General features: G+C 46.2%; 7 protein-coding genes. 4 read left to right on the plus strand and 3 right to left on the minus strand.

The annotated features are described in order from the left end of the window. Positions 1–283 precede the first annotated feature (283 nt). Complete coding sequence (locus IM477_RS16970) at positions 284–2,083, plus strand: acyl-CoA dehydrogenase family protein (protein ID WP_287732738.1); 1,800 nt, start codon at positions 284–286, stop codon at positions 2,081–2,083. Beyond that, on the plus strand, positions 2,061–2,423 hold the full coding sequence (locus IM477_RS16975) for an acyl carrier protein (RefSeq protein WP_061432189.1): 363 nt from the start codon (positions 2,061–2,063) through the stop codon (positions 2,421–2,423). Before IM477_RS16970 ends, IM477_RS16975 begins: the two co-directional genes overlap by 23 nt. A 321-nt stretch (positions 2,424–2,744) precedes the next feature. On the opposite strand, the gene IM477_RS16980 is transcribed toward IM477_RS16975, so the two are convergent. The 3 genes from IM477_RS16980 to IM477_RS16990 all read right to left on the minus strand — a co-directional run bounded on the left by IM477_RS16980 (position 2,745) and on the right by IM477_RS16990 (position 6,220). Continuing rightward, complete coding sequence (locus IM477_RS16980; RefSeq protein WP_287732739.1) at positions 2,745–3,368, minus strand: cytochrome c oxidase subunit 3; 624 nt, start codon at positions 3,366–3,368, stop codon at positions 2,745–2,747. 180 nt (positions 3,369–3,548) lie between these two features. Further along, positions 3,549–5,225 carry a cytochrome c oxidase subunit I gene (gene ctaD / locus IM477_RS16985; protein WP_287732741.1) on the minus strand — a complete coding sequence of 559 codons (1,677 nt, stop codon included), beginning with the start codon at positions 5,223–5,225 and terminating at the stop codon, positions 3,549–3,551. A 29-nt stretch (positions 5,226–5,254) separates the two neighbouring features. Then, positions 5,255–6,220, minus strand: coding sequence for a cytochrome c oxidase subunit II (locus tag IM477_RS16990; RefSeq protein WP_287732742.1), 966 nt, complete (start codon positions 6,218–6,220; stop codon positions 5,255–5,257). A gap of 314 nt (positions 6,221–6,534) precedes the next feature. On the opposite strand from IM477_RS16990, the gene IM477_RS16995 reads away from it, so the two are divergent. Together IM477_RS16995 and IM477_RS17000 are read left to right on the plus strand one after the other, a co-directional pair. Continuing rightward, positions 6,535–7,446 (plus strand): COX15/CtaA family protein, encoded by a 912-nt coding sequence (locus IM477_RS16995; protein ID WP_287732743.1) that lies wholly within the window; start codon positions 6,535–6,537, stop codon positions 7,444–7,446. 118 nt (positions 7,447–7,564) lie between these two features. Further along, positions 7,565–8,515 carry a heme o synthase gene (locus IM477_RS17000; protein ID WP_061432194.1) on the plus strand — a complete coding sequence of 317 codons (951 nt, stop codon included), beginning with the start codon at positions 7,565–7,567 and terminating at the stop codon, positions 8,513–8,515. The last annotated feature ends 216 nt before the right edge of the window (positions 8,516–8,731 follow it).

An 8,731-nucleotide genomic window follows, 5' to 3' on the forward strand; every position in this document is an offset into this window, starting at 1 on the left:
CATGGGAAGAAAATCGAAATGAAAAGTCAAATTCAGTTGACTGGAGATTTACTACTGCTGATGCTCGTATTAAATTAAAAAAACTCTATCCCTCAATTCAAACTTGACAGACTACTAGCACCCCACCCAAGTGGGTTCTAGCACATTTAAGGTAAAGGCGAAATTAAAAATTGTTGCTATCCTACAGTCAAACGTCTAGAATGGTCATTAATTTTTGTGAATGGTCGGGTCTTCTAACCGAAGGCATTGACGAAAAACACATTGTATCTGTCCTAGAGGCACTATGAAAAAGCTTAAGCAATACTGGACTGCTGAAGCACTGGAAAAAGACTTAGGCGATCCTCTCAATCCCGATAACCCTCTATCCTACAAGCGGGTGATCGAAATTGACGAGAGCGAAGAATTTCCCCACGAGGAAATTCGCTGGTTATACGACTGGAAACTCCAACACTACTACATTCCCACGGATTGCGGCGGTGAATTTACCTCTTTTGAGGAATTTGTCGCTTTTGTGCGCGTACTTTCCCGACGGGATCAAACTATCGGCATCGCTTTTACTACCCTATTCTGGTCGTTTTTAAACTGGATGGCGGGAACCCCAGAACAGAAACAGAAGCTCGCCCGTTTTATCATGGATGACTATGGGGCGATGTGTCTGGGTTACTCGGAAAAGGAACACGGCAGCGATCTGATCAATGGTGATCTGACCGCGACGAAGGTGGAAGGAGGTTATATTCTCAATGGTGAGAAATGGCCGATTAACCGGGCGACTATCTCTGGAGTTTCCTTTATTTTGGCGAAAACCGATGCTAACGGCGGGCCAAAGTGTTTAACCCTATTTATGGTCGATAAACGGCAATTAGACCCCGAAAAATACTATAATTTGCCGAAAATATACACCCATGGCGTGCGCGCCTCGGATATGAGTGGCATTGGTTTTAAGGATTGTTTCGTCCCCGATTCCATGCGTTTACGGGAGGAGGGAGACGGTTTAGAATTAGCCCTGAAAGGTTTCCAGATTACCCGAATGTTGTGCGCTGCTTTTTCCCACGGGGCAGCCGATACCGCTTTGAGAACTACCCTCGGTTTTGCCGTTAATCGGGTAATCTATAACAAAACTGTGATGGATTTGCCCCAACCCCGGCGCACTCTCGTGGATGCTTTCCTTGACATCCTTATTTGCGATTGCGAGACGATTCCGGCCGCGAGAGGTTTTCATATTATCCCCGAACAGTTTAGCGTCTGGGCTTCGGTGGTAAAATATTTTGTCACCGTCCGTCTGGAGGAGATGGTTAATAGTGTTTATGTGGTCTTGGGATCGCGTTTTTATATGCGAGAAGAACACGAATTCGGCATCTTCCAGAAGCTACTGCGGGATAATTCGATTATCAGTATGTTTGACGGCAGTTCGATCGTCAATCTTCATGCTTTAATCCTACAATTGCGTCCTTTAACCAAATATCGGGCTAAACGCAACTCGCGCACCATGTCGGCGTTAAAAAGCCGTTTAGAGGCGATTTTTAGCCTAGAAAAGTCTGTTCCTCCCTTTGAACCCAATAATTTAGAGTTATTTGGCCGGGGAATGGATGATTCCCTACAGGGTTTAGAGATTGCCCTTGATATGCTACAGGGATTGAAAGATTCTCAGGAGGTGGACCGGGAAGTATTAGAAAATCTGTTGATGTTGGGTAATTTAGTTTTAGAGGAACTAAATGCTCACGATGAACAGATTAGCCAATCGAAATTCGAGTATGGTCACGACCAATCACCCGAATTGTTCGAGATTGCCAAGAAATACTGTACTTTACACGCCGCTTCCGCTTGTTTACACACTTGGCTTTATAATCGTTCCATCTTGGGTGAATTTTTTGCCCAGGGGGAATGGTTGGTGTTGAGTTTACACCGATTACTGCGAACTCTCCGGCCGCTGCCTTACACTCTATCTGAGGTGTATGTAGAAAATGTTGCCCAAGAATTGCTGAAATTATATCGAGAAAATCAACATTTTTCGATCGTGCCTTTTCAATTAGCCCCTTCACAAACTACCGAGGAAAAAATCCATGAACTCCAACTCCAATCTTAATAATCTCGTACAAAATTGGTTAGTCAAACAGTTAGCTGATCAGTTATCTTTGGATGCAAAAACGATTAATGTGACTGAACCTTTAACCCGTTATGGTTTAGATTCGATCGATGCGGTAACGATGGTGGGTGATCTGGAAGATTGGGTCGGTCAAGAGTTACCTTCTACCCTTTTCTGGGATTATTCTACTATTGAAAAAGCGTCTCTTTTCCTAGTAGAAAACTACGATCTTTCTAATCTTTCCGGTGAGGAAACCCCCGCAGAAGTTGCTCCCGTCGCTGAAAAAGCTGAACCGGCCGTTAGTGGTGGCAAAGGTTGGAGTTTATTCGGTCGTCGTTAATTTTAGGTGTAGGGTGGGTTAGGCGACGACAATTTATGCTAGGGAAAATTATCTAGTATTCGCCGTAACCCACCTATATTAGTTATCAATTGGCTCTGTTCTCTACTCACCAGTATAGGAATTGCTAAGTACCTAAACAAAATTAATTACCCATTTCTCCGTAAAGCAACAATCGCTGTATTTCTTTTCTGTTGCCCGTTCCGCAGTTCTGGAGTTCCCTCTCACCACTAGGAAATTTATTTTGTACGACTACTTATAAATTGAAATATACAAAAAAGGGCGCTCAATTGAGCGCCCTTTTCTCCTAGTAAATAACAAAAATTATCTCAAGATATACACCAGTAAAAACAGGATAATCCAGACCACATCGACGAAATGCCAGTATAATTCTGCCGCTTCGACACCAAAGTGAGATTGACTAGAATAGTGGTCTTTTTGACGAGAACGCCAGAGGACAGATAGAATTAGCACTAAACCGAAGGTAACGTGGAGACCGTGGAATCCGGTTAAGGCATAAAAAGCGCTGGTGAAAACATTAGTTGTCAGACCGAATCCAGCGTGATAATATTCGTATCCTTGACCACAAAGGAAGATAATTCCCATCAGGGCAGTAATGCCGAACCAAAATTGTAAACCGGCATTATTGTTTTGTTTAATCGCCTTTTGTCCTATGTGCATAACAAAACTACTGGACACCAGAATAATCGTGTTAATTGTCGGTAGGGTTAACTCTAATTCTGGCGTGCCGGCGGGGGGCCAAACGGGTAACATGGTACGGTAGAACAAGAAAGCGGCAAATAAGCCTAAAAAGATGGAACTTTCCGCCACTAGAAACAAAACCACACCGAATAAGCGATGATCTGGGTGGCCATGATGCCCGTGTTCCACCGTTTCGTGATGATAATTGACAGAGAGTTGAGAATCTTCGAGCGTTGAACCTTGCATGATTGAATGTCCTTAGTTTACACGGGAGACGGGGAGTGGGGAGATGGGGGGATAGGGTGATAGGGGGATAGGGAGATAGGGTGATAGGGAGATAGGGAAATTTCAGCTAAATTCCTCACTACCCCACTACCCCACTACCCCAACACCTAACACCCAACCCCCAGGGCTAATCCCCCATAATTATTGGGATTCGGCGCCCACTTCGGCGAGGAGATCTTGTACTGATTCCGCTGCTTCTGATTCCTCCAGATCAATACCGTAATCGTAGGGGCCGGACCAAAGAATCGGCATTTCCTCGAAATTCTCGATAATTGGGGGAGAGGAGGTTTGCCATTCTAGGGTTAAAGCGCGCCAAGGATTACGACCGGCGGGTTGACCTTTAAAGGCACTCCAGACCATATTAATAGCGAAGGGAATACTCGATATACCGAGAATATAAGCTCCTGCGGTACTAAGAACATTTAAATCCTGAAACTGCACATCATACAGAGCAATACGACGGTTCATACCCAATAATCCCAATTCGTGCATCGGCATGAAAGTTAAATTCAAACCGATAAAAGTGAGAACAAAGTGGATACGACCGAGAGTCTCGTTATACATCCGTCCGGTCATTTTCGGGAACCAATGGTAAACGGCAGCAAACAGGGCCATTGCCGTACCACCAAATAGTACATAATGGAAGTGACCGACGACAAAATAGGTATCGTGGACGTGGATATCGAAGGGAACAGAAGCCAACATAATCCCGGTCAAACCACCGATGAGGAAGGAAGACAGGAAACCGATCCCAAATAATAAAGACGTATTGAGACTAAGTTTACCCCCCCAAAGAGTGGCACACCAACTAAAGATTTTAATGCCCGTGGGAACGGCGATTAACATGGTTGCCGCCATGAAAAACATCCGTAACCAGCCGGGGGTGCCGCTGGTGAACATATGGTGGGCCCAAACGATTAAACCCAAGAAACAGATGGTGAGACTGGAATAGGCGATCGCTCGATAACCAAAAATCGGTTTGCGGGCGTGAACCGGTAATATCTCCGATATCGTGCCGAAAAAGGGCAAGATCATGATATAAACGGCAGGATGGGAGTAAAACCAGAACATATGCTGATAAACCACCGGATCGCCGCCGCCGGCGGGGTTAAAAAAGCTCGTGCCGGCGATTAAATCAAAGGACAAGAGAACGAGAGCAGAAGCGAGAACGGGGGTGGAAAGCAGTACCAGAGTCGAGGTGGCCAGCATTGCCCAACAAAATAGCGGCATACTGTACAAATCCATCTCAGGAATCCGCATTTTCAGGATCGTGGTGATAAAATTAATCGAGCCTAAAATCGAAGAAGTCCCGATCAATAAAAGGCTCAAAATCCACAATTCTTCGCCCCATTTGCCGCTAATTAAGCTTAAAGGTGGGTAGGAAGTCCAACCGGACTGGGGTGCGCCGACAAAGAAACTGGATAATAATAGCAGCCCGCCGGGGGGATTAAGCCAGAAAGCCACAGCGTTAAGACGAGGAAAAGCCATATCTTCCGCCCCAATCATCAGGGGAATGAGATAATTGGCAAAACCCGCCCCAACCGGAACGATCCAAAGAAAGATCATGATCGTTCCGTGCATGGTCATGAATTGGTTATATAGTTCTGGGGAGACGAAATCGGGGTCGGGAGTGGCTAATTCTGTCCGCAGCACTTCCGCGAAAGCACCGCCAATAAAGAAGAAAAGAAAGGCAGTCACCAGATATTGAATACCGATGACTTTATGATCGGTGCAGAAAGTAAAGTAATCTGTCCACTTGCGGTGATGGATCACCTCGGGAACGGTTGCTGGGGTGGTTATTTCCGTTGATGCTGTCATAATGCCAATATTTTAGATGACAAGAAAAATTACATTTGGTGCTGATGGGCAACTTGGGCGAGGATTTCAGCGTCGATGCCCATTTCTTCGGTGTAGGGGGTCAAATATTGACTATCAGAGCGATCTTTAGCGGTCATCGCTACGGTTTGATCGCTGTCAACTTCGGCGATCGTATTATCCTGCACCCATTGGTCGTAATCCCCTTGGGAGTGAACCACAAAGCTAGATTTCATGCCACCGTGATAGGCCCCGCAAAGTTCCGCACAAATGATCGGATATTGACCAATTTGGTTGGATGTGAACGATAAAACCGTTTCCTGTCCGGGAATAACGTCCTGTTTTAGACGCAATTGGGGAACCCAGAAAGCATGGATCACATCCCCTGCTTCCATATTCAGTTGGACGGGGCGATTGACGGGAGCGTGCAGTTCCCCGGAAACAATGCCAGTTTCGGGATAGGTGAAGATCCAAGCGTATTGAATGCCTTTAACATTGACCACTAGGGGGGGAACTCCTTCACCATCGTAGGAATTGCCGATACCTAGGGCTACCCTGCGATCGCCGCTCAGGGCCATCATCGTGCCGTGGTGATGACCGTGGTGGGCGATTTCTCCTTGGCCACCCTTGGAAATCAAGGGATCGAGACCGCCGATATTGTTATAAATCTCGAAGCTATAGACGGCAAGGATAAAAACGATTACCGTCGGGATGGCTGTCCAGAAGATTTCTAGGGGTACATTGCCCTCCACTGCCGGCCCGTCGGTTTGATCCCCCGGTTGGCGGCGAAAGCGAATCACTATATAGATAATCACGCCTTCAACTATTAAAAATAGTCCCGTGGCGATGGTCATCATCAGATTAAAGATACTATCTATTTCCTTGGCATCTTCGGAAGCGGCCACCGGCATTAAGCCATGATTTTGGCCATACCAGAGACTAATTAAGGTCAAGGCGATCCCGAGTACGAGCGTCAGGATACTGCTGGGAATTTTCACGGTCTTTTCAATATTTTCAATAGTGGCTACTTATTCAAGGCTAAAACATGATTCCCCTATAGATGGGAAATTTAACCGGCATCTTCTGAGAATTTTATCTTTTCTTTGGGATCGTTTTCAGGGAAAGTATTTTAAATAACTAATTTTTATATCTTATTCTGAGTTTATGTAAACAAATGTAACGGAAATGGCCAGAAATCTAAAGAATATCTAAAAGCTTTTACCGGTCGTAAAAAAACTCATTCACAGTGATAACTAACTGGCAAACAAAGCCATGATCTTTGATGACAGACTCCTTGAGAACAGGCAAACCGATGACCGAATCTGTTTTTAACCCGACACCCCTAAGAGAAACCGGCCATATTCAGGTGTGGATGCGCCGCTTAGTCTGGAAAATTGCGATCGCTACTTTCGCCCTAATGGTAGTGGGTGCTGCCACCAGAGTTATGAACGCCGGTTTAGCTTGTCCCGATTGGCCGCTGTGTTACGGTCAATGGATTCCCAGTCAGCAGATGAATCTACAGGTATTTCTGGAGTGGTTTCACCGTCTCGATGCCTCTTTGATCGGGTTTAGTACGCTCGCTCTCGTCGGTCTGTCTTGGTGGTATCGTCGCCATCTTCCCCCTTGGCTGTTCCCCTCTGCGATCGCTACCTTGGCTTTAATTCTCCTGCAAGGAGTCCTGGGAGGATTAACCGTCAGCCAATTACTGCGATTTGACATCGTAACCGCCCATTTAGCCACAGCTTTGCTCTTTTTTGCCACCCTAATCGTCATTGCTATCTGTCTGACTCCCTACCGTGGCACAGGTACAGTCGGGAAACTAACTGGGATGGGAATGGTCGCCACCAGTCTAGTTTATCTGCAATGTCTCCTCGGCGGTCTCGTCGGTTCCCGTTGGGCTGCCCATCAGTGTTTAACGGTTTCCCAACTCTGCACCGTGATGAATAGCCACATTATCGGGGTTTTTCCCGCCACTATCTCGGTGTTAACCCTAGTTTTCTTCGCTTGGCGAGCTGCCGCTATCCATCCTCTCCTCAAAAAACTAGCTTTTAGCGCCGGGGGATTAGTTGCCCTACAGGTGTTTTTGGGCGTTGCCACCCTGAAACTGCATCTACAGGTGGAACCCTTAACCATTACCCACCACAGCATCGGTGCGCTATTGGTGGGAACCCTCGTCGCTTTTACCACTTTCGCCCTTCGCGATCGTTCTTTCGCTCCTAAGTAACTAGACACAATTAATTGCACATATCTAACCACCTCTTGCCTTTTGCCTCTTGCCCATCCTAACCAAGAAGTTAATTTTGTCCCATTACTTATAAGCCATCTCTAAGGATTTAATCACGATGACTGGAACTCAAGCCCTTCGCCACCACGATAATTTTTTACAAGTCGCTAAAAGTTATTATCAACTCACCAAACCGCGAATTATTCCTCTACTGCTGATTACTACAGCCGCTTCTATGGAAATCGCCTCTAAAGGCCAGGTTTCCCCCCTCTTACTCTTTCTTACCCTCCTCGGTGGCACTCTCGCCGCCGCCGCCGCTCAAACCTTAAACTGCATCTATGATCGCGACATCGATCACACCATGCTTCGCACCCGCGCCCGTCCGATCCCCTCCGGTCGCGTGCAACCCCTCCACGCCCTCATTTTTGCCCTCGTTTTAGCCTCCCTTTCCCTAGCACTTTTTGTCTTTTTTGTCAATACTTTGAGCGGATTTTTAGCAATGACCGGCATCGCATTTTATATGCTGATTTATACCCATCTGCTCAAGCGTCATAGTATCCAAAATATTGTTATCGGTGGCGCGGCTGGCTCGATTCCTCCCCTAGTCGGTTGGGCGGCAGTAACGGGCGATCTCGGTTGGATTCCTTGGATTTTATTCGCCATTATTTTCCTTTGGACTCCTCCCCATTTTTGGGCTTTGGCTTTAATGATCAAGGATGATTATGCAGAAGTGGATATCCCGATGATGCCCGTAGTTAAAGGGGAAGAAGCCACTAGCGAGCAGATTTGGCTCTATACTTTAATCGTTGTTCCTTTCACTTTCCTCCTGATTTATCCCTTGGCTGCCTGTGGTGTGGTCTATGGTGTAGCGGCTTTGGTTTTAGGGTTTGTTTTCCTGAAAAAAGCTTGGCGATTAAAACAGAATCCTTTTGATCGGGATATCGCTCGATCGCTGTTTAAATATTCCATTCTTTACATGATGTTATTATGTACAGCTATGGTGATCGATAGTTTACCCATGACCTCTCATCTCATCGCTACAATTGCCAGTTTATTCTCCTGTAGTTAGGTTTTGCTGAAAAAGTTTGTTGGTGGTGTCGGGAGTCAGGAGTCGGGAGTCAGGAGTCAGGAGATTATTTTCATTTATGCTCCCCATCTCCCCATCTCCCCCCGCAACGCGCACGAAGTGGTCTCCCCATCTCCCCATCTCCCCAATTCATAATTGATAATTCATCGGAAATTTTGGGTCTGAAACCCCGCCGTTCTAGGTTGGCTTTACGTTAGA

Source organism: Microcystis sp. M090S1 (assembly GCF_020246295.1).
GTDB lineage: Bacteria > Cyanobacteriota > Cyanobacteriia > Cyanobacteriales > Microcystaceae > Microcystis > Microcystis aeruginosa.